Genomic DNA, 18,917 nt, shown 5'->3' with positions numbered 1-18,917 from the left:
ACTAGTTACGGTTGCGGTGAACTTTGATCACGTCCGGCATTACGCGGATTTTGCGCATAATATTCGCCAGATGGACGCGATCGTTCGCGGTGAGACGGATAAAGGCGCTATAAACGCGACCATCACGCTCTTCGGTATTCAGGCTCTGAATATTGGAACCGGCGGTGTTGATTGCCGCAGTCAGATTCGCCAGTGCGCCCTGATGATTGAACATGTCGACTTTAATCTCAGCGACAAATTCCTGATCGGTCACTTTATCCCACTCTACCGGCATGAACTTTTCAGGTTCTTTTTGGTAGCCGCGAATGTTACGGCAGGATTCGTGATGCACCACCAAACCTTTGCCGGGACTGACGTGCGCCACAATCGGGTCACCAGGAATCGGACGGCAGCATTTGGCGAAGGTAATCAGCACGCCATCCGCGCCTTTGATCGGCAGCTTTTTACGTTTGCTATTGCTCTGCGGCTCTTCATTGCCGGACTGCAGCAAGTTTTTCGCTACCACCACGCTCATGGCGTTGCCTAAGCCGATTTCTGCCAGCAAATCATCGATAGCGATCAGCTTCATGCGCTCAAGTTCGTGCTGAATGTTCTCAACCGGAATCTCTGCCAGCTTCTTGCTGCCGCCGAGCGCGTGGCTCAACAGACGACGGCCAAGGTTGACTGAGTCTTCACGTTTGAGGTTTTTCAGCAGCTGACGGATTTTGGCGCGTGCTTTCGAGCTGACGACAAAATTGAGCCAGGCAGCGTTCGGGCGAGCGCCGGGAGCGGTAATGATTTCAATGGTTTGACCGCTGGTCAGCGATTGTGACAGCGGGTAAGGCTGGCGATCGACGCGTGCGCCGACGCAGGCATGACCGATATCGGTATGCACTGCATAGGCGAAATCGACCGGCGTGGCGCCAGCAGGTAATTCGACGATGCGGCCTTCCGGCGTGAACACGTAGATCTCATCCGGGAAGAGATCGGATTTCACGCTTTCGATAAATTCAAATGAGCTACCGGCGCTTTGTTGCAGCTCCAGCAGGCTTTGTAGCCAGCGTTGAGCACGAATCTGCGCGGTGGTGCCGCTGACTTCGCCGCTCTCTTTATACGCCCAGTGTGCTGCCACACCCATTTCTGCCATCTGATCCATATCTTCGGTACGGATCTGCACTTCAACCGGCACGCCGTGCGGGCCAATCATTGAAGTATGCAGCGATTGATAGCCGTTGGCCTTGGGAATGGCGATGTAATCTTTGACGCGTCCGGGACGCGGTTTGTACAAGCTGTGCATCTGTCCGAGCACGCGATAGCAGGTATCCAGATCTTTCACGATGACGCGAAAAGCATAGATATCCATGATCGAGTGAAAACGCTGCTCTTTCAGGTGCATTTTGCGGTAGATCGAGTAGAGATGTTTTTCGCGTCCACTTACGCGGCAGGGAATGCCTGCTTCCTGTAAGCGACCGTCGATTTCAGCAAGGATCTTCTGAATCATCTCTTTACGGTTACCGCGCGCCGCTTTCACCACCTCTTTAATCACGCGGAAACGGTTCGGGTAGAGCGCTTCAAAGCCGAGCTCTTCCAGTTCTGTTTTCAGGTGATGAATACCAAGGCGGTGCGCCAGAGGACTGTAAATCTCCAGCGTTTCCAGCGCGATACGGCGTTTTTTATCCGGACGTAACGCGCCGAGCGTGCGCATGTTGTGCGTGCGGTCAGCCAGTTTGATCAAGATGACGCGGATATCCTGCACCATCGCCATGATCATTTTGCGGAAGTTTTCAGCCTGCGCTTCTTTCTTGTCGCGGAACTTCAGCTTATCGAGCTTGGATACACCTTCCACCAGTTCGGCAACGCTTTTACCAAACAGCTGTTCCATATCCTGGTAAGTGGCGGGCGTATCTTCAATCACGTCATGCAGCAGCGCCGCCATCAGCGTTTCATGGTCGAGTTTCATCTCGGCCAGAATGCAGGCAACAGCAACAGGATGGGTGATATAAGGCTCGCCGCTGGAGCGTGTTTGACCCTCGTGGGCATCACGCGCGACTAGATAAGCTTGCTTGAGGCGCTTAATTTGCTCCTCAGGCAAGTATTTTTCAATCAGTTGATTGAGGCTTTCAAACAGATACAAGGGCGACCTGCGAAGTGCTGTTAACGACGACCTTCAGCGATAGCGGTAACGGCTTGTAACTCAGCGGCTTCCTGCTCATGCTGTTCCTGACGATCACGGACATCCAGAATCTGGGTAGTGATCAGACCTTCTTCGATTTCGCGCAGGGCGATAACGGTTGGCTTATCGTTCTCTTCCGGAACCAGCGCATCTTTACCGCCTACCTGCATCTGACGTGCACGACGTGCAGCGACCAACACCAGGTCAAAACGGTTACCAACTTTCTCTACTGCGTCCTGAACGGTTACGCGTGCCATAGGTGTGCTACTCCACAGATGATGAAGAAATGACTGGGCATAATACTGAAAGTGAATTCAGACTGCCAATAGTTTGCTGATTAAAGCATCATGTCGCGATTTTTGGCGACCCATACGCAGACGTTCTGCGCGAATAATGGTTTTCAGATCTGACAGCGCCAGATCGAAATCATCATTAACAATTAAATAGTCATACTCGGCGTAGTGGCTCATTTCTGCCACCGCCTGTTGCATACGACGGGCAATCACCTCTTCGCTGTCCTGACCGCGGCCACGCAGGCGGCGATCCAACTCTTCGGTAGAGGGCGGCAGCACAAAGATGCTGCGTGCGGCAGGCATTTTCTGGCGAATTTGCTGCGCACCTTGCCAGTCGATATCCAGGAAGACGTCCACGCCGGTCGCCAGCACCTGCTCAATCGCCGCGCGTGACGTACCGTAATAATTGCCAAACACTTCCGCATGTTCGAGGAAGTCGTCTGTGGCAATCATGGTCTCGAATTCGGACTTAGAGACGAAATAGTAGTGCTCACCATGAGCTTCACCGGGACGCACGCCACGGGTGGTATGAGAAATAGACACCTGCGTATCGTACAGCGGTTGTGTCTTTAACAGCGCCTGAATCAGGCTGGATTTACCCGCGCCGCTGGGGGCGGAAACTATATAAAGCGTGCCTTGAGCCATGGTTATCTTGAATTGAGTAAAGAGCGGAGTCGATTTCCTGCACAGTATACACGGCTTGGGGTGGTCACGCAGCGTTTGCCGCTTGGCTGAGGCAATTCTTTTTTCTGTGAAGCCGCGCCAGAGGCTGATGTAGCAGGCTGCAACAGCGATTTAATCTCTGGAATCTGCTTCCAGCGTGCAATTTTCATGGCTGGTAAATGGCTGCGCTGCGCTCTCCAATAGCGAAAAAGGAGAGCGAAGATGAAAGGATGTCTGAGTTTATTGTGTTGCTTATTCAGCATCGGTTGTTGGGCCGAAGCGCTCTGCCCGAACTGGTCGCCGGTGCGTGCGGGGCAGGAAATCGCACAACTGCAAACCCAGCTACGACAATGGGATGACGCGTACTACCGGCAGGGCACCAATCTGGTGACCGATGCCGATTACGACAGCTTGCAACAGCGATTACAGCAGTGGCAGCGCTGTTTCACCCCGGCGCAAGCCACCTACGATGCACAACTCTCCACCGATGGCAGCACGCATCATCCGGTGGCGCATACCGGCGTGCGCAAACTGCGCGACAAGCTGGCGGTGGCGTACTGGATGCAGGATAAATCTGCGCTATGGCTGCAGCCGAAAGTCGATGGCGTCGCCGTCACCCTGGTGTATCGGCGAGGCAAGTTGGCGTCATTGATCAGCCGCGGCGATGGTTTGCGTGGCGAAGAGTGGCTGGCCAAATCCGCACATATTCCCTCCATTCCGCAGCGGCTGGATACTTTGCGTGAGGAAGTGGTGCTGCAAGGTGAGCTGTTTCTGCAAATGACCGATCATCAACAGTGGCGCGACGGTGGCAAGAACGCGCGTGCTCAGGTGGCGGGGGCGATGATGCGTCACGACAATAGCCCGCTGCTTGCGCGACTTGGCATATTTATCTGGGCGTGGCCGGATGGGCCAAATTCGATGCCCGATCGTCTGGTGCAGCTCACCCAATGGGGATTTGGATTGGCGCAGAGCTGGAGTCGTCAGGTAAGTAATGAAGAGGACGTCGCGGTGTGGCGCGATCGCTGGTTCCGCGAATCGCTGCCGTTTGTCACCGACGGCGTGGTAATCCATCAGTCACCGCTCAGCGCAGGGCGCGACTGGCAGCCTGGTCAGGGCAGTTGGTCAGCGGCATGGAAATATCAACCGGCGGAAGTCAGCAGCGAAGTGCTGTCAGTGGATTTCAATGTGGGGCGCACGGGCAAGGTCGCCGTGGTGCTGAATCTGATACCGGTGCAACTGGAGGACAAAACGGTACGCCGGGTAAACATTGGTTCACTACGACGCTGGCGTGAATTAGATGTAATAGCAGGTGATGAGGTGACACTCACGCTGGCAGGTTTAGGCATTCCGCGACTGGAGCGGGTGATTTGGCGCGTGGCGCAGCGCGATTATCCAGCGTCTCCACAGAATGGCGAATTCAACGGCTTAACCTGTCTGCACTTTAGTGCAGACTGCCGGGCGCAGTTTTTGTCTCGCCTCAGCTGGCTCAGCCAGAAATCAGTACTCGATATTGTGGGCGTACAGCGCAGCAGCTGGCAGCGCCTGCTGGATAGCGGCGCTATCACCCATCTCTTTTCGTGGCTGACGCTGACGCCCGAGCAGATTGCGCAAGCCAATGGCATCACGCCAGCTCGCGCGCAACTTATCTGGCACCGCTTTAACCTGACGCGCCAGCAGCCGCTGCGGCGCTGGGTGAGTGCGCTGGCTTGCCGTTGCCGCGCGCAGCGTTACAGGCTTTACCGGATGTGCAGTGGTCGCAGTTGCTGACGCGAACGGCGGAGAGCTGGCAGCAGTTGCCCGGCATCGGAAACGTGCTGGCGCAGCGGATTGTGATGATGCTGCAGGATGCGCACCTGCAGCAGTTGATTCACTTTCTGCAGCAGCAGGAGATTCCTGCCACTGACTCAGTGCTCAGGATGGGGATAATTAAAGATCGGCAAGCCGAGGCGGAAACGCAGCGCCAGCAAGCGGGCGAAAAAGCCGAACAGTAGCGTAATGATCACCACCGCTTCATGCGCCAGCGGCGTTTTCAGCAACAGGATGTACATCCAGCCCGAGGCGAATGCGATCCCGGCATACAGCTCTTTCTGGAACACCAGCGGAATGCGGTTGCAGAACATATCCCGCAGCACCCCGCCAAACACGCCAGTGATCACGGCGGCGATGGCGGCGATGATGGAAGCGTGGCCGCTATCCAGCGCAACCTGGGCGCCAATAATGGAGAACACCACCAAACCCAGCGCATCCAGCACGAGAAACACTTTGCGCAGGTGCGTCATTAGCGGCGCAACAAAAGTGGTCACAACCGCAGCCGCAGCAACGATCATGATGTATTCCGGGTTCTTAACCCAGCTGAGCGGATAGTGGCCCAGCAGAATGTCACGCACCGAACCGCCACCAATGGCGGTGACCGAAGCGATGATGATTACGCCAAACAGGTCCATTTTACGACGTCCTGCCGCCAGCGCGCCGGTCATGGCTTCGGCTGTAATACCAATAATATAGAGAACGGTTAATAACATAGAGCACTCCAATAAATTGGCGGCAAGGCTAAAGATTTCCCAGAGTGTAGACCACTGAGATTTTCTAAATACAGTGCTATCGGATTAGGCATTTTGATGGCGAGCATGCTAACAGGCTTAACGGGCGGGATAAATCGAGAGTTAATGACCTTTTCGCATAAGTATAAATGATGCGAAGAGGCTAAGAGCCTTTCTTCTTAAGTTCCATCCAGTTTGTGTCGTACGTGATTACTGGCAAATAAACCCGGCTTTCCGCTCTCAGGTATCACGCATAGCAACTATTGGACAGGCATGAAAACTCGCAACGAAGACATTCTCTTTTTCTCCTCTGACAAACTGGCAGCGCTGGGGCTTGAGAGTCTTTTGTCCAGGTTACCTGTGGCGTGTCAGGTGCATGAACTGTGGTCACTCAGCACGGTGATGGCGAAGTGTGAGAAGATGAAACCGCGTTTGCTGGTCTGTATCTTTCATGAAAATATGCCGCTAACCGGCACCTTAAAAGTGCTTTACGCTTTGCAGCAGCAGTTTCCCGCGATGCAAATCGTGGTCCTCACGCGACGTTTGTTACCGCTGATGCATGCGCTCAGTCGTTATCTGCCTTCTCTCACTGTTTTGGATTTAAAATCCTCGCGCCAAATGCTTTCCAGCCGCCTGCTCACCAGCATCAATACCAATGCCCAGATTCAGTTAGTAGAAGGCGCGGATATTCTTCTGCCAGACAGGCAATTAAGGGTGCTACTGATGTTGGCGTGGGGTTACAGCATCGAGCACATCGGCATTCGCTTAGGCATCAGTCATAAAACCGTGAATGCACACAAACTCAATGCACTAGCGCGACTGCAGGTCAAAAGCAAAAATGATATGGCCGATCTGTATATGGTGATTGATGAGTTACGCATGATAGTGAGTTGGCTGCGCTTGCAGCGTAACGGCAAGTTAAGTGAACTCAGTTTTCAGTCACTGGAAGAGTTACTGGAAGCCTAAAAAGAAAAAAGCGTGCTGGCGACCAGCACGCGAACGCATCTTTTCAGATGCCCAGAGCCCACCATACAGACTTGTTTTTATTATCCGTTTCTTGCTCGCACGTTAGCGAAACTTTTCAGGCTAAAACGGTATTCTGGCTGGAACCAGGAGCGCCCGTAGTAGCAGTAGATCAGCATTCTGATGGATACCATCGCGAGGTAGCCCCAGATGGCGCATAGCACTGAAGGTGTTAGCCACACGGTAAACAGCGTGACGCCCAATCCCACCAGCACAGAAGCTATTTCCGCAAATGCGATGCGCGAAAATTGGTTTTCCCGCTGTAATATGGCGCGATAATGTTGTCCCTGCGGAATAATGATGAATATGACTGAAATCATCTCCAGCATAATTGCCATTTCGGGCTGATTCATTATACGACTGGAAATATCGCTGCCGATAAACAGTGCAGCAAATATTGCCAGTCCGCTTAATACATTCCCCCAATACAATATTGAGAGATCGCTGTTATTCAGGTTTTTACTTCTAATAATTCTATTGCCAAATCCGCGATCGGCCAGCGTATCAATAATTAATAACATCACAATAGCAATGGCGAGTAGATCTAACTCGTTTGCCTGGAGTATTTGTGCCAGAAGTGAAAGTTGTAAAACACCAATGCCGACGATTTTAATCGATGACAAAATTGACCATTTAGCGTTGGTCAGATTTTTTTCTCTTATCGCCATATCCTGCTCATTATGGTACATGTACCAGTGCAATTAAGGGTTTACTCTGGCCACAGGCCAAAGCACAGGTCACATTAATGCAGCGATTCCTGACGCAACCCTGATATACCTTTCAGGTTTTGCCACGTAAAGATGCTCGCAATTAAATGATGTTCTGAATTAATAAAGATGCCCCTGGCGCTTAATGGTGTTGTTGTCTTAATGGTATCTCCTCCTGTGCGGAGGAAATCCGTAAGGTCATTATAAAATCCCTTTGCGTTTATATATTCCCCGGCCAGCATCCGCCTGGCAATCTCAACAAATTCTTTTTCTGATAACAAAGGATAGGTTGAGCGATCCATGTTATTTCCCTGCTGTTGTTATTATGGTTACTGCTGTGTGTGGAAAGAGTTATACCGTGTTTTAATTAAATTAACACCATCAGAAAACTCCTATAAATAGACCGCAGGAATAAATGGTTTCAGAATTTGCATCAGAATGTATAAGGCGAGTGATTTACTATTTATTAGTACATTTCTTCATTCAGGACTGGTGAATGAAGAAATGTTAGAGATAATTAGAAAAAACTTTGATAAATCAGAGTGACTCAGCATTTTCATGCACATCCTCACCAGGAATTTTCCTGCTGAGGATGCTTAAGCCGGGCTGGTGAATAACAGATAAACACATGAAGGTTTGAACAAAACAGTTAAACGCTACTGAGCAAAAAAGTAACCGATTTTTATTGATTGGTTCCAGCATGCGTTAAAGAGGCGAGCACTGCATAATTCATTGATTCTAATGAGTTAACAGATGGAGAAGCTGTTCGAGGTCGCGTTTTACCCACGCTACATCCCCGGCAAACTTCTCGTCAGACATGAATGGTTGACGGTAAACCACCATCACCACTTCTGCGCCTTGCTCGTTAGCAATTACTCGCATCGGCATATAAATCTCTTTACCGTTTCCGGTATCAATCCAGTGATCCATCACGCCAAACGGATTGTGTGGGGTAAAGCGAATCTTCACCGTTCCTTCGGGACCTTTGGCTTTCCAGCTGTTCCCTTCCTGCGTCAGCGTACTGGCGCTGAGTCCGCTAGCCCATTTGGCAAAGCATTCAGGTTTCCAGATGGTTTCATACAAATCTAACCAGTTGCGTGGGACCGTGAGTGTGACTGTCTGAGATGGCAGCATGGAACCTCCTGATGAGCTAACAAGAAGTCATTAAAGCACGCTGATACCGGGCTGCAAACGGCCCGGTCATGGAAGTGTGGGACAGCAGCGGTTTCCGTGAAAACGCTGTAATCAGATAAACTTGCCGCGCCCAGGAATATCCTGCTCTTCACCTGCACCATCAGCATGGCGCAGCACGAAGCGATCGGACTGCGCAACTACCGCACAGCTGTGGTTAGGGAAGATGCGCAGCAGCGTACCAACGGCTGGCGCCTGCTCGGCGTATTGCAGGAAACCATGCTCTTCCGACAGCTTCAACACTTCAAAGTGATTGCCATGCTCATCCACGGCGATACCAAATCCGCTGGCATTGGTGCCGTGCGGGCCTTTGTCAGAGCTAAGCATTTTGGAACCGGCATCAATAATGGCGAAGTGCGGATTGACGGCCACCACGCGCGTCACCACGCTCAGCGCCAATGCATCTGGCGTGCAGAGACCCAAACGCCATGCGGTGAGATCGAGCAACGCATAGTTGCCTGGACGGATTTCATCGCTGCCCTGTGCGACGGGCGCCGCCAATGCTGTTGGCGTTGAACCGACCGAAATCGGGCAGTGCGCAAAACCGGCGGAAATCAGGCGCTGTTGAAGATCCTGCATGAGTGCGATTTCCTGCATGGCCACTTCTGCAATCGCCGTGGCGTTGCCCGCGCCATAAGCGTGACCAGCATGTGAAACCAGACCAGAAAAAGTAAGGCCCGCATCCTGAATCTGCTGCGCCAGCGTAATGGCAGTATCGCTGTGCGGATCAACGCCGATGCGGTGCAATCCCACATCCACCTTAATGGCTAACGCCAGCAGACAATCGGGCTGGCGCTGATGTGCAGCTGCTATGGCCGCTACACCATTAGCGCTATCAGCAATGCAGGTAATGCGCGCCTGATGTTGTGCGGCCACCGCTAACAGCTCTTTCAGCGTCCCGGCATGCACAATCGGGTAAGCCAGCAGCAGATCGCGTTCGCCACCCAGAATAAAAGCGATGCCTTCACTCGGTTTAGATACGGTAATACCACGCGCGCCGAGCATGCGCTGCTGCTCAGCAATCCAGACACTTTTATGGGTTTTGATGTGAGGGCGCAGCGCGACGCCAGCGGCATCGGCTTTTTGCTGCATCTGTTGCAGGTTACGCTGCAGGCGAGCGGCGTCAATTTCGAGGTAAGGCGTTAGTCGGTCGGCAATCAGAGGCCGCAACCAGCCAGCCTCAATATTCTGTTCCATCATAATAGTCCGCAGGTGATTACACAGTGCGGACTATGATTCATCAATGCTCGTCAGAATGCCAGCCGGCAAAATTTGCACATTCATGGCGACCTTTTCAAACTTGAGAGCTGCCGCTCTGGAATCCGCCGCCCAAATCCTCAATCAACACCACCGCAAGATTGATCTGTTGAGCCCGGAAGTGAGTCCGGCGCTAACATGTTGCTGCTGAATGTTGGCGATACCCGCAGCCCGCTCGAGATTCTGCTGTGCCAGTTCGGCATTATTCCAGGCGGGATTAAGGTTGTTCCATGCTCGCGTCACGTTCGCAGCCAACGTTAACTGGCTAGCCTGACGATCCAACTCGCTGGCGCGTGCTTGCCCCAACGCGGCTTCAGCGGCATCTTTTTTGCCGCCCCACAAATTAAAGGTGTAGCTCAATCCAACGCTAGCGGTGCGCAGCGTGCTGTAGCTTTTGCCCTCCAGCAGAGGATCATCCACTTTTGCCACGCGCGAGCGCGTAATACCGGCATTGAGATCGACATCAGGATAGCGCTCAGCATCGGCGGCAATCACCTGCGCATTGGCTTTATCTGCCAGCGTGTTGACCACCGGTAAATCCGGGCTGGAAGCCATTGCCTCATAAATCAGCTGATTGAGTTGAGCATCGTCAAAGCTTTGCCACCATTCACTTTTCGGCCAATTCGCGGCGCTGAAATGTGCATCTTTCAGGGATTGATTGGCTTGCAGCGCATTGGCATCAAGCAAGGTGTTTTTGGTGTGTAAGCCGTGTGAATTGGCACAACTGGCCAGCAGCGCAGTGGCAACGGTCAGCGCGAAAAATTTGCAATGAAAGTGCTATGTCATGGCTCTGGTCAAAGAGAGGAGGAGGCGACCATTACAAGAGGCAGGGCAGATTTTGACAAACCTGTTTTTCGTTAAGAATGGTTGTTAAATGTGAGTAGAGAAAATGAGCAGCAGGCGAAAACCTGCTGAATCAAGAGATTAGATATAAAGAGACGCTTCACCTGGCGGGCGGGTTTTAAAGCGGCGGTGCAGCCACAGGTATTGATCGGGTGCGCGCAGAATTTCTTTCTCGATGACGCGATTCATATACGCAGCGGCAGCGGCCTCATCTTCATACGGATAATTTTCCAGTTCTGGTTGAATGATCAGCTGATAACCACTTTTATCCTGATTGCGAATCAGCACGATGGTTAGCATCGCCGGTTTCGCCAGACGAGAAAGCACAAAGGTACCGTTGGTGGTCGCCGCTTGTTTAACCGCAAACAGCGGGGCAAACACGCTGCCTTTCGGGCCGTAATCCTGATCCGGTGCGAACCACACCGCTTCGCCTTTTTTCAGCGCCTGCACCATGCCGCGCAAATCGCGGCGGTCGATCATCGCCTTATTTGAACGCATGCGACCTTTGGTTTGTGCCCACTCCATCGCCTGATTATTGTGCGGACGGTACATCGCCATCATTGGCTGGCATAAACCGGTAATGCGGCCGCCCAACTCCAGCGACATGAAGTGCACACCGATTACCATCACACCGCGCTGATGGCTCTGGGCGTGCTGCAAATTTTCGAGACCGCTGACTTTGAAATAGCGACGTACGCGTGCATCGGACCAGAACCAGGCAATGCCAGTTTCTGCCAGCGCCATTCCCAGAGATTCGAAGTTGCCGGCGATCATCGCTTCTTTCTTCTCTTCATCAATATTGGGGAAGCACAGCTCGATATTACGGCGGGTGATGCGTTCGCGACGCTTGAGGAAGTGACGTGACAATTTGCCCGCGCCAGCGCCAAGCCGGATCAGAATGGGGTAAGGAAGTTGCACCAGCAGCCACAGCACACCTAGCCCAAACCAGGTAAACCAATAGCGGGGATGCAGAAGTTTGGAACGGAACTGCCTGGATTTCGTCATAACGCCTTCATGTCGGGAGAAAATGTATCGCACTAAGAAGAGGGTCCATGAGTTCCTGGCGGTACAACTGTTCTAATTACGACCAGTAGATTAACAAATAGTGCCGTCAAAGAAACGCGATCTCCACAATCTTTAAGATTAATGGAAATCATTGATGAGGCGACTATTGGCAGGTTAATGGCGATCAAAATGATTTTATTGTTTACTTACAGAGGGTTAATTACAGGGGGTATTTTGGTTTGCTGCCTATTTTCGCTCGCTTAACATCACTTTAGAAATGTTTTTTTATCATTGCTGACAATTCACTAACGCTAGCGGCGGAAAACATACGCTATCCGGGTGTGGATGATTCTCTACCAGAGCGATTCTGCTATCAATCGATGAAGTAGCAAAGCCCGCGGCAATGCGGGCTTTGTGGAAGCTAACTATTCGATGTTCTGAATCTGCTCACGCATCTGCTCAATCAGCACTTTCAGCTCAATCGCTGATGTGGTGATCTCAGCGTTAATCGATTTCGAAGCCAGCGTGTTCGACTCGCGGTTGAACTCCTGCATCATAAAGTCGAGGCGGCGGCCAACGGCTTCTTTCTTTTTCAGGATGTTGTAGGTCTCTTTAACGTGCGCATCCAGACGATCCAGCTCTTCTGAAACATCGGTACGCTGCGCCATCATCACCAGTTCCTGCTCGAGGCGATTATTTTCCAGCTGCACTTCGGCTTCTTCCAGCTTGGTCACCAGACGCTCGCGCTGCCATTTGATCACTTCTGGCATCTGCGCGCGCACTTTGCTGACTTCGTGCGATACGCCTTCCAGACGCTGCTCAATCATCGCTTTCAGCGCGGTGCCTTCGCTTTCACGCGCTTCGATAAAGTCATCCAATGCGCCATCGAGCGCCACCAGCAGCTCAGCATTAATAGCATCGAGATCCTGTTCTTGCGCGGACATTACGCCCGGCCAGCGCAGAATATCCAGCGGATTAATCGCGCCTTCATCACTCTGCATCTTCACCCAGTTGGCGGCCTGCACCAGCTGCTTGGCCAGCGATTCATTCAGCTGCAGTTCGCCTTGCGCGCTGGCATCGGCGTCATAACGCAGGTTGCACTCGATTTTACCGCGCGTCAGACGATTGCGGATGCGCTCGCGGATTACTGGCTCCAGACCACGAAATTGCTCCGGCAGACGGATATAGGTTTCCAGATAGCGCTGGTTAACCGAACGGATTTCCCAGGCGGCGCTGCCCCAGTGGCCTTTGGCTTCGCGGCGGGCGTAAGCGGTCATACTGCGGATCATAGTCGTCTTCTCTTTTTCAGAAATGTTGGGTGAAGTATAGCGAGGCAGCCTCGACGCTAACAGGCATAAGCGCACTTAAGCTTGAATAACAAAAAATTACCCCTTTTGCTGACAGACACTTATGCTTAGCGCTGGTTCGCTTAAAAGGATGAAGTGATGTTCCGCTCTCTGGCTCTTCCTGCTTTATTAACCTTACTGCTCGCGGGCTGTCAGGCACCGTCGACCACAACGCAACAGATCCCGCCCAACACTACGCCGGTCGCGGTATGCGGTTCGGGTGACGTGATGATGCAAACCACGCTGTGGTTTGGCATGAACAAACCGAAAGGTGGCATTGTCAGCAGCAGCGAATGGCAGCAGTTTGTTGATAACGATGTGACGCCGCGTTTCAAAGACGGTTTATCGGTATATGACGCAAAAGGGCAGTGGCTGGGCGAGAACGGCAAGCTGGCGCGGGAAAACAGCAAAGCGCTGATGCTGATTCACAATCCGGATGTGGCGAGTTCTGAGAGCATCAATAAGCTGCGTGACGTGTATAAAAAGCGCTTTGAGCAGGAATCGGTGATGCGGGTTGATTCACTGGTGTGCGTGGCGTTTTAAAAAATGGCGGCCATGCAGCCGCCATGTGTTATCAGATAAACAGTCCGGCGAACGCGGCCGAGAGCAAGCTCACCAGCGTGGAGCCATACACCAGCTTCCAGCCAAAGCGTGAAACCACATTGCCCTGTTTCTCGTTCAGGCCTTTAATCGCACCGGCAACGATGCCGATCGAGGCGAAGTTAGCGAACGAAACCAGGAACACCGACAGAATCCCCAGTCCGCGCGGCGTCATCTCAGCCGCCACTTTCTTCAGCTCGATCATCGCGACAAATTCATTTGCCACCAGTTTGGTGGCCATAATACTCGCTGCCTGCAAGGCATCAGCGGACGGAATGCCTACCAGCCACGCAAATGGATAGAAAACGTAGCCGAGCAGCTGCTGGAAGCTGTAGCCAAATAGCGCCGCGAACAGCGCATTGATCGCCGCGATCAGCGCGATAAAACCAATTAGCATCGCCATGATGATCATCGCCACTTTAAAACCGGCGAGAATATATTCGCCCAGCATCTCAAAAAAGCTCTGATCTTCGTGCAGCTTATCCAGCGCAATCTGCTCTTCGTTTTCCGGGCGGGTTGGATTGATGATCGAGAGGATAATAAAGGTGCTGAACATATTGAGCAGCAGCGCTGCAACCACATATTTGGCATCAATCATCGACATATATGCGCCAACAATCGACAGCGAAACCGTCGACATCGCCGTCGCCGCCATGGTGTACATACGCGGCGCAGAGATATCGGCGAGAATGCCTTTATAAGCGATGAAGTTCTCCGATTGGCCGAGAATCAAGGTGCTGACGGCGTTAAACGACTCCAGCTTGCCCATGCCATTCACTTTCGACAACAGAGTACCAACCGCGCGAATCAGCAGCGGCAGAATGCGCCAGTGCTGCAAAATGCCGATCAGTGCGGAAATAAACACAATTGGGCAGAGCACCCCGAGGAAAATAAAGGCTAATCCCTGATCCGCCATATTACCGAAGACAAAGTTGGTCCCTTGCGCGGCGTAGGTTAATAAGGTCTCAAAGAAGCCGCCCACCGCAGAGACCACCGATTGGCCGCCCGCCGAATGCAGGAAGAACCAGCCCAGCGCGGCTTCAACAATCAGCAGCTGAATAATAAAGCGGGGACGAATGTGTTTGCGGTCGTGGCTGACCAACAGCGCAAGGGCAAAGATCACCACCAGCGCCAGCAGGAAATGGAGTATCGCGATCATCATTTATCTTTTTTAGGGAGGAAACGCGCATTTAGCCACAGCCACCACAGAATTTCATCCAGGATTGTGGCGATCGCGGGCAGGACAGCCGCAGCCGAAGTCCGTATAATGCGCAGCCAAACCTAAGCAAGCCGGAGAGAAACCATGCGTCCAGCAGGCCGTAGTGCATCTGAAACACGTCCCGTCACACTCACTCGTCACTACACCAAACATGCAGAAGGCTCTGTGCTCGTTGAGTTCGGCGAAACCAAAGTGCTGTGCACCGCAACCGTCGAAGAGAGCGTGCCACGTTTCCTCAAAGGCAAAGGTCAAGGCTGGATTACCGCTGAATATGGCATGCTGCCGCGTTCTACCCACAGCCGCATGGCGCGTGAAGCGGCCAAAGGCAAACAGGGCGGCCGTACGCTGGAGATTCAGCGTCTGATCGCCCGTTCACTGCGCGCGGCAGTGGATTTGGAAGCGCTGGGTGAATTCACCATCACGCTGGATTGCGACGTGATTCAGGCCGATGGCGGCACGCGTACCGCATCCATTACCGGTGCCTGCGTGGCGCTGGCCGATGCGTTGAATGCGCTGGTGGCTGCTGGCAAGCTGAAAGCCAGCCCGCTGAAAGGCATGGTGGCGGCGATTTCTGTGGGCATCGTCGGCGGTGAAGCGTTATGCGATCTGGAATATGTGGAAGATTCCGCCGCAGAAACTGACATGAACGTGGTGATGACCGAAGACGGTCGCATGATTGAAGTGCAAGGCACCGCAGAAGGTGAACCCTTCAGCCACGACGAGTTACTGCAGCTGCTGGCGCTGGCGCGAGGCGGCATTGAGCAGTTGATTCAGGCGCAGAAAGCGGCGCTAACTAATTGATGTAACAGGCGACCATAGAGTCGCCTTTTCTTTATTTGAGGAGTGAGAAATGAAAGCCTGGCAGCGTCAGTTTATTGAATTCGCCCTGAACAAAGGGGTGCTGAAGTTTGGTGAGTTCACCCTGAAATCGGGACGTAAAAGCCCCTATTTCTTCAATGCCGGTCTGTTTAATACTGGTCGCGATTTAGCGCTGTTAGGCCGCTTTTACGCACAGGCGTTGGTCGACGGCGGTGTTGATTTCGACCTGTTGTTTGGCCCGGCGTATAAAGGCATCCCGATTGCTACCACTACTGCGGTAGCGCTGGCCGATCATCATGAGCGTGATGTGCCTTACTGCTTTAACCGCAAAGAAGCCAAAGATCACGGCGAAGGCGGTTTGCTGGTCGGCAGCCCGCTGCAGGGCAAAGTGATGCTGGTGGATGATGTGATCACCGCCGGCACCGCGATTCGTGAATCAATGGATATCATCAGTGCGCATAACGCGACGTTAGCGGGCGTGTTGATTTCGCTGGATCGTCAGGAACGCGGCCGCAGCGATATTTCGGCGATTCAGGAAGTGGAACGCGACTATAAATGCAAAGTCACCGCAATCATTACGCTGGCTGAGCTGATTGATTATCTGGAAGAGAAACCGGAGATGGCTGATCATCTGGCGAAAGTGCGCGCGTATCGCAAAGAGTATGGGATTTAATTATTCGGTAATGAGGTCGGCATAAATGCCGACCTGGTCTTTTAAACCAACTGCGCAGCCATCAGCGGCCAGCGGCTATCGAAATCTGCGGTCGGACGAAAACGAAACTCCGAGCGCACATAGCGCGACAACAGCCCTTCACAAAACGCCAGCAACTGGCTCGCCAGCAGCGTTTCGTCGTTCTGGAAACCTTCACCATCACGCATTTTCTTCTCGCGCATCACCTGACGCAGCTGCACTTCAATCCGTTCAAACAGCTGATTGATACGCCCTTGCAGGCGATCCTGTTCAAACATCAGCGCATGGCCGGTCAAAATACGCGTCAGCCCCGGATTACGCTCACCAAATCCCAGAATCAGCTGCACGATTAAACGCAGGCGCGTCAGCGTCTCTTTTTCATCTTTCAGGATCAGATTGATGCGGGTAATCAGACTGTCTTCAATAAACTCGATAAGGCTGTCAAACATACGCGTTTTGCTGGGAAAGTGGCGATAGAGCGCCGCTTCCGATACGCCGACATTGGCGGCCAGCTTCGCAGTGGTGATGCGCTGACTGCCATCGCCCGACTCCAGCATTTGTGCCAGCGCCTGCAAAATCTCTTCGCGACGATTCCGTTTCGCGACTTTTTTTTCTGCCATGACCTTCAACACCCCTGAAATTCACCAAAAACAGGCAATACTGCCTCATCTGCCACAGACATAGCGGCCTGTGGCGATAAGAAATAAAAAGATGGCTAAGCGAAAAGTGTCGCGTGTTACTGACGGCCTGAGTGACCGAAGCCGCCTGCGCCGCGATCGCTGGTGTCAAAATCTTCCACCAGGTTTAATTCGGCCTGCACGACCGGCACGAAGACCAGCTGTGCCAAACGGTCGCCTGGCTGCAGCGTGAAGCTATCCTGACCACGGTTCCAGACGGAAACCATCAGTTGGCCCTGATAATCGGAATCGATTAAGCCGACCAGGTTGCCCAGCACGATGCCATGTTTATGGCCAAGACCGGAGCGCGGCAGAATCACGGCTGCCAGACCTGGATCGCCAATGTGGATCGCCAGACCGGTGGGTACCAGCGTGGTCATGCCTGGTGCGATTTCCAGTGCATCATCCAGGCAGGCGCGTAAATCGAGACCTGCGGAACCAGAGGTTGCATAAGTCGGCAGCGGGAATTCGTTGCCCACACGTGCATCAAGAATTTTAACGTCGATTTTTTTCATCATAACGGCTGACAATCTCGTCTATTAATTGTTGGCCAAGGAGCGTCTTATCACTGAGCGGTAAGACTTTTTCTCCTTCCTGCCAAAAAAGGTGAAGAGCATTGGTGTCGCTATTGAAGCCCTGACCCGCCTGCGCCACATCGTTGGCACAAATCAGATCCAGGTTTTTTCGCACCCGTTTTTGCCGCGCGTATTCTTCCACATTCTGGGTTTCGGCAGCAAATCCCACAACGTAAGGGCGATTTTTCTGCAGCGCCGCCACGCCTGCGACAATATCGGGGTTCTTCACCAACTGCAGCGTGACGTTATCGTCGCCACCCTGTTTTTTGATTTTCTCTGCGGCAATGTTAGCCGCCCGGTAGTCTGCCACGGCTGCGCTGGCAATGAAAATATGTTGTTGCTGGATTTGCGCCATCACTGCTGCTTCCATCTCCAGCGCGCTGTCGACGTCCACGCGTTGCACGCCAGCTGGTGTTGGCAGCGCCACCGGACCGGCAACGAGCGTCACCTTCGCACCGCGTTTTGCTGCCGCAGCCGCAATCGCAAAGCCCATCTTACCCGAGCTGTGATTGCTGATATAACGCACCGGGTCCAGCGCTTCACGTGTTGGACCGGCGGTGATCATAATGTTGAGATGTTGCAGATCGTTGACGGGCGCAGCCCATTCCAGCGCGTGCGCCACAATTGCCAGCGGGTCGAGCATGCGGCCCGGACCCATATCGCCGCACGCCTGGCTACCGCTGTCGGGTCCCCAAATCAACACGCCGCGCTGATGCAGACGTTGCAGGTTCTCTTGCGTGATCGCCGCGCGGTACATCTGCTGATTCATGGCCGGGACAATGGCAACGGGCGCGGCGCTTGCCAGACACGCGGTGGTGACCAAATCATTCGCCATACCGGCCGTCATGCGGGCAATCAGATCGGCGGTTGCCGGCGCCAGCACAATCAAATCGGCCCATTTTGCCAATTCAATATGGCCCATTGCCGCTTCCGCCGCTGGGTCGAGCAAATCATCAAATACCGGATAACCGGAAACCGCCTGCAGGCTCAGCGGGGTAATAAAAGCTTTGGCCGCTTCGGTCATCATTACGCGCACATCCGCACCGCGATCGCGCAGCCGACGCACCAGCTCCGGCGCTTTATACGCAGCGATGCCGCCGCTCACGCCCAGCAGAATTTTCTTTCCGGCTAATCCCGTCATGTTGTTCGCCTCAAAGCAGATTGCCGCGTCAGGGGCGGCAGATGCAGGCAACTTTATCACAAAATCCGCAACGCGCCTTTTCACTGCCTGCGGCCTTTGCGAGCCGGCTCTGAAATCGTTCAATGGGTGCTGGCGCTGAATGTGGCTGACGCGCAGAATCGCCGCAACGCAGGGA

General features: G+C 53.2%; 19 protein-coding genes and 1 pseudogene. 5 read left to right on the top strand and 15 right to left on the bottom strand.

The window, feature by feature from the left end; genetic code table 11:
* Position 1 precedes the first annotated feature (1 nt).
* Genes spoT through gmk form a run of 3 tightly spaced genes read right to left on the bottom strand, consistent with a single transcriptional unit; the run spans position 2 to position 3,090 of the window.
* The gene (gene spoT, locus AC6I8A_RS19235; RefSeq protein ID WP_256697858.1) at positions 2-2,113 is read right to left on the bottom strand and encodes a bifunctional GTP diphosphokinase/guanosine-3',5'-bis pyrophosphate 3'-pyrophosphohydrolase; all 2,112 of its coding nucleotides are present in this window, start codon (positions 2,111-2,113) and stop codon (positions 2-4) included.
* Between the two features lie 20 nt (positions 2,114-2,133).
* Complete coding sequence (rpoZ, locus tag AC6I8A_RS19230) at positions 2,134-2,409, bottom strand: DNA-directed RNA polymerase subunit omega (protein WP_007885265.1); 276 nt, start codon at positions 2,407-2,409, stop codon at positions 2,134-2,136.
* Positions 2,410-2,466: 57 nt separating this feature from the next.
* Positions 2,467-3,090: a guanylate kinase gene (gmk, locus tag AC6I8A_RS19225; protein WP_256697857.1), complete on the bottom strand. Its 624-nt coding sequence runs from the start codon at positions 3,088-3,090 to the stop codon at positions 2,467-2,469.
* Between the two features lie 240 nt (positions 3,091-3,330).
* Between gmk and ligB the strand changes: the two are divergent.
* Positions 3,331-5,099 (top strand): annotated as a pseudogene (gene ligB / locus AC6I8A_RS19220) (NAD-dependent DNA ligase LigB).
* Here ligB and AC6I8A_RS19215 read toward each other — a convergent pair.
* Positions 5,013-5,630: a trimeric intracellular cation channel family protein gene (locus AC6I8A_RS19215; protein ID WP_008109765.1), complete on the bottom strand. Its 618-nt coding sequence runs from the start codon at positions 5,628-5,630 to the stop codon at positions 5,013-5,015. The pseudogene ligB and the gene AC6I8A_RS19215 sit on opposite strands and share 87 nt — an antisense overlap.
* Before the next feature lie 291 nt (positions 5,631-5,921).
* Between AC6I8A_RS19215 and AC6I8A_RS19210 the strand changes: the two genes are divergently transcribed.
* Entirely contained in the window at positions 5,922-6,614 is a 693-nt protein-coding gene (locus tag AC6I8A_RS19210; protein WP_312180684.1) for a response regulator transcription factor, read from the top strand.
* Positions 6,615-6,694: 80 nt separating this feature from the next.
* Here AC6I8A_RS19210 and AC6I8A_RS19205 read toward each other — a convergent pair whose 3' ends face one another.
* The 7 genes from AC6I8A_RS19205 to AC6I8A_RS19175 form a co-directional block, all read right to left on the bottom strand.
* Positions 6,695-7,339 (bottom strand): oligosaccharide flippase family protein, encoded by a 645-nt coding sequence (locus tag AC6I8A_RS19205; RefSeq protein ID WP_497818919.1) that lies wholly within the window; start codon positions 7,337-7,339, stop codon positions 6,695-6,697.
* A 74-nt stretch (positions 7,340-7,413) separates the two neighbouring features.
* Positions 7,414-7,680: a hypothetical protein gene (locus AC6I8A_RS19200; RefSeq protein ID WP_256697851.1), complete on the bottom strand. Its 267-nt coding sequence runs from the start codon at positions 7,678-7,680 to the stop codon at positions 7,414-7,416.
* A gap of 436 nt (positions 7,681-8,116) precedes the next feature.
* Positions 8,117-8,512: a polyketide cyclase gene (locus AC6I8A_RS19195; RefSeq protein WP_179453166.1), complete on the bottom strand. Its 396-nt coding sequence runs from the start codon at positions 8,510-8,512 to the stop codon at positions 8,117-8,119.
* Between the two features lie 111 nt (positions 8,513-8,623).
* On the bottom strand, positions 8,624-9,766 hold the full coding sequence (locus AC6I8A_RS19190; protein ID WP_497818965.1) for an alanine racemase: 1,143 nt from the start codon (positions 9,764-9,766) through the stop codon (positions 8,624-8,626).
* A gap of 144 nt (positions 9,767-9,910) precedes the next feature.
* Entirely contained in the window at positions 9,911-10,513 is a 603-nt protein-coding gene (locus tag AC6I8A_RS19185; protein ID WP_497818918.1) for a TolC family protein, read from the bottom strand.
* Between the two features lie 237 nt (positions 10,514-10,750).
* The gene (gene lpxP, locus AC6I8A_RS19180; protein WP_008109757.1) at positions 10,751-11,674 is read right to left on the bottom strand and encodes a kdo(2)-lipid IV(A) palmitoleoyltransferase; all 924 of its coding nucleotides are present in this window, start codon (positions 11,672-11,674) and stop codon (positions 10,751-10,753) included.
* Between the two features lie 425 nt (positions 11,675-12,099).
* Entirely contained in the window at positions 12,100-12,963 is an 864-nt protein-coding gene (locus AC6I8A_RS19175) for a YicC/YloC family endoribonuclease (RefSeq protein WP_061720336.1), read from the bottom strand.
* Positions 12,964-13,119: 156 nt separating this feature from the next.
* Between AC6I8A_RS19175 and AC6I8A_RS19170 the strand changes: the two genes are divergently transcribed.
* A complete protein-coding gene (locus AC6I8A_RS19170; protein ID WP_256697847.1) occupies positions 13,120-13,563 on the top strand; it encodes a DUF3574 domain-containing protein in 444 nt (147 codons plus the stop codon).
* A gap of 31 nt (positions 13,564-13,594) precedes the next feature.
* On the opposite strand, the gene AC6I8A_RS19165 is transcribed toward AC6I8A_RS19170, so the two are convergent.
* The gene (locus tag AC6I8A_RS19165; RefSeq protein ID WP_497818917.1) at positions 13,595-14,779 is read right to left on the bottom strand and encodes a NupC/NupG family nucleoside CNT transporter; all 1,185 of its coding nucleotides are present in this window, start codon (positions 14,777-14,779) and stop codon (positions 13,595-13,597) included.
* Between the two features lie 144 nt (positions 14,780-14,923).
* Between AC6I8A_RS19165 and rph the strand changes: the two genes are divergently transcribed.
* Both rph and pyrE read left to right on the top strand, forming a co-directional pair.
* Positions 14,924-15,640: a ribonuclease PH gene (gene rph, locus AC6I8A_RS19160; protein WP_061720334.1), complete on the top strand. Its 717-nt coding sequence runs from the start codon at positions 14,924-14,926 to the stop codon at positions 15,638-15,640.
* Positions 15,641-15,689: 49 nt separating this feature from the next.
* Positions 15,690-16,331, top strand: a complete 642-nt coding sequence (pyrE, locus tag AC6I8A_RS19155; RefSeq protein ID WP_008109749.1) for an orotate phosphoribosyltransferase — start codon at positions 15,690-15,692, stop codon at positions 16,329-16,331.
* Positions 16,332-16,372: 41 nt separating this feature from the next.
* Here pyrE and slmA read toward each other — a convergent pair whose 3' ends face one another.
* The 3 genes from slmA to coaBC form a co-directional block, all read right to left on the bottom strand.
* Positions 16,373-16,969 carry a nucleoid occlusion factor SlmA gene (gene slmA, locus AC6I8A_RS19150; RefSeq protein ID WP_007885293.1) on the bottom strand — a complete coding sequence of 199 codons (597 nt, stop codon included), beginning with the start codon at positions 16,967-16,969 and terminating at the stop codon, positions 16,373-16,375.
* Positions 16,970-17,085: 116 nt separating this feature from the next.
* Complete coding sequence (dut, locus tag AC6I8A_RS19145) at positions 17,086-17,544, bottom strand: dUTP diphosphatase (RefSeq protein WP_497818916.1); 459 nt, start codon at positions 17,542-17,544, stop codon at positions 17,086-17,088.
* Entirely contained in the window at positions 17,522-18,742 is a 1,221-nt protein-coding gene (gene coaBC / locus AC6I8A_RS19140) for a bifunctional phosphopantothenoylcysteine decarboxylase/phosphopantothenate--cysteine ligase CoaBC (protein WP_497818915.1), read from the bottom strand. The genes dut and coaBC overlap by 23 nt, the downstream gene beginning before the upstream one ends.
* Positions 18,743-18,917 lie beyond the last annotated feature (175 nt).

Source organism: Pantoea sp. X-Soil-ISGK-275, from assembly GCF_059730795.1.
This window is presented reverse-complemented; position numbering and strand designations above follow the sequence as displayed.

Bases quoted from the DNA above. Each gene is read 5' to 3' on its own strand.
- AC6I8A_RS19195 (WP_179453166.1), bottom strand. From the start codon at position 8,512: ATGCTGCCATCTCAGACAGTCACACTCACGGTCCCACGCAACTGGTTA.
- AC6I8A_RS19190 (WP_497818965.1), bottom strand. From the start codon at position 9,766: ATGGAACAGAATATTGAGGCTGGCTGGTTGCGGCCTCTGATTGCCGAC.
- AC6I8A_RS19210 (WP_312180684.1), top strand. From the start codon at position 5,922: ATGAAAACTCGCAACGAAGACATTCTCTTTTTCTCCTCTGACAAACTG.
- AC6I8A_RS19200 (WP_256697851.1), bottom strand. From the start codon at position 7,680: ATGGATCGCTCAACCTATCCTTTGTTATCAGAAAAAGAATTTGTTGAG.
- AC6I8A_RS19170 (WP_256697847.1), top strand. From the start codon at position 13,120: ATGTTCCGCTCTCTGGCTCTTCCTGCTTTATTAACCTTACTGCTCGCG.
- coaBC (WP_497818915.1), bottom strand. From the start codon at position 18,742: ATGACGGGATTAGCCGGAAAGAAAATTCTGCTGGGCGTGAGCGGCGGC.
- lpxP (WP_008109757.1), bottom strand. From the start codon at position 11,674: ATGACGAAATCCAGGCAGTTCCGTTCCAAACTTCTGCATCCCCGCTAT.
- pyrE (WP_008109749.1), top strand. From the start codon at position 15,690: ATGAAAGCCTGGCAGCGTCAGTTTATTGAATTCGCCCTGAACAAAGGG.
- gmk (WP_256697857.1), bottom strand. From the start codon at position 3,090: ATGGCTCAAGGCACGCTTTATATAGTTTCCGCCCCCAGCGGCGCGGGT.
- AC6I8A_RS19165 (WP_497818917.1), bottom strand. From the start codon at position 14,779: ATGATCGCGATACTCCATTTCCTGCTGGCGCTGGTGGTGATCTTTGCC.
- AC6I8A_RS19205 (WP_497818919.1), bottom strand. From the start codon at position 7,339: ATGGCGATAAGAGAAAAAAATCTGACCAACGCTAAATGGTCAATTTTG.
- AC6I8A_RS19215 (WP_008109765.1), bottom strand. From the start codon at position 5,630: ATGTTATTAACCGTTCTCTATATTATTGGTATTACAGCCGAAGCCATG.
- slmA (WP_007885293.1), bottom strand. From the start codon at position 16,969: ATGGCAGAAAAAAAAGTCGCGAAACGGAATCGTCGCGAAGAGATTTTG.
- rph (WP_061720334.1), top strand. From the start codon at position 14,924: ATGCGTCCAGCAGGCCGTAGTGCATCTGAAACACGTCCCGTCACACTC.
- AC6I8A_RS19175 (WP_061720336.1), bottom strand. From the start codon at position 12,963: ATGATCCGCAGTATGACCGCTTACGCCCGCCGCGAAGCCAAAGGCCAC.
- rpoZ (WP_007885265.1), bottom strand. From the start codon at position 2,409: ATGGCACGCGTAACCGTTCAGGACGCAGTAGAGAAAGTTGGTAACCGT.
- dut (WP_497818916.1), bottom strand. From the start codon at position 17,544: ATGATGAAAAAAATCGACGTTAAAATTCTTGATGCACGTGTGGGCAAC.